Source organism: Haloferax sp. s1 (genome assembly GCF_058382125.1).
In genome coordinates this window covers 1-1,151 of record NZ_JBZRPK010000117.1, presented here as the reverse complement: position 1 = coordinate 1,151, position 1,151 = coordinate 1, and the positions used below count along the sequence as shown (strand labels likewise).

2 protein-coding genes and 1 pseudogene are annotated in these 1,151 nt (G+C 63.1%); all 3 read left to right on the top strand.

Annotated features, from left to right (window positions below; translation table 11 throughout):
• Nucleotides 1–480: pseudogene (locus QT222_RS00830) on the top strand (exonuclease); the annotation flags it as partial.
• Complete coding sequence (locus tag QT222_RS00825) at nt 477–719, top strand: KEOPS complex subunit Pcc1 (protein WP_004572515.1); 243 nt, start codon at nt 477–479, stop codon at nt 717–719. The pseudogene QT222_RS00830 and the gene QT222_RS00825, both read left to right, overlap by 4 nt.
• Nucleotides 712–1,151: 30S ribosomal protein S3ae (locus QT222_RS00820; protein WP_491475992.1), on the top strand; the 440-nt coding region annotated here is incomplete at its 3' end. The genes QT222_RS00825 and QT222_RS00820, both read left to right, overlap by 8 nt.

The following is a 1,151-nucleotide window of genomic DNA, read 5'->3' as shown; positions in this document are numbered from 1 at the left end:
ACCCCGAACGGCTTGTTTGCGACCGTCGGCGGATTTGCCGACGTGCTCGATGCAACCGTTCGGGAGACGCCCGGTGTCGCAATCGCACTGGCGCTCGGTCACGACGTTCGTGACTCGGCGCTGGACGCGTGGCGCAAGCACGCGCAATCGACTCACGCAACACTCCGAGAGGCGACCACCGGCCGCTACGAGAGTCTCTATGCGCTCTCGTGTGACCTGTCGTCGCCCGGGAGACTCGCGACCGTCGCGCGTCTCGCCCGCGACTTCCGGTCGCCAGAACCAACCGTTCTTGCGGTCGGTGTCGGTGCTGCGGCGCTCGTCTCGACCGGTCCAGCCGGACTTGACGAGCAACTGGCCGCGGCCGCGACCGAACTTGACGATGCGTCTGCAACCGGCTCAGCCGAGGAAGCGACGATGACCTTCGACCCCGCAGTGGAGTCGAAAGATGTCATCGCGGCCGTCAGGGAGGTACGCCGATGACTCGGCGTGCGACCCTGCGGACCACGCACGACGACCCGAGCGTCGTCGCTGCGGCACTCACCCCGGACAACACGGACTCGATGCACACGACAGTCGAGGGGGACGAACTTGTCACGACAATCGAACGCGATTCGACCGGGGGGCTTCACTCCACGGTCGATGATTACGTCGTCAACGTGACGGTCGCACAGACCGTCATCGAAGCAACACGAACGCACACAGACACTAACCATGAGTGAACGATCCGTCTCTAAGCAGAAGCGCGGAAAGCGATGGTACACGGTCATCGCTCCCGAGAATTTCGACCGTAAGGAACTCGGCGCAACCTTCGCCGACGAACCCGAGAAGGTCTACGGCCGCACCGTCGAATCCACCCTTGGCGAACTCAACAACGACCAGGGTGCGAACAACGTCAAGCTCACGTTCAAGGTGAACGACGTCGGCGGCGACTCCGCCTACACTGAGTTTGTCCAGCAGGAGCTGACCCGAGACTACCTCCGCAGCCTCGTCCGCCGCGGTGCCTCGAAGGTCGAAGCCAACGTCACCGCCGTGACGAAGGACGACCACCGTGTTCAGCTCCAGCCTGTCGCCTTCACCACGAAGAAGGCAGACCGCAGCCAAGAACACGAAATCCGCCGCATTATGATCGACCTCACCCAAGAGGCTATCAC

Bases quoted from the DNA above. Each gene is read 5' to 3' on its own strand.
- QT222_RS00825 (WP_004572515.1), top strand. From the start codon at position 477: ATGACTCGGCGTGCGACCCTGCGGACCACGCACGACGACCCGAGCGTC.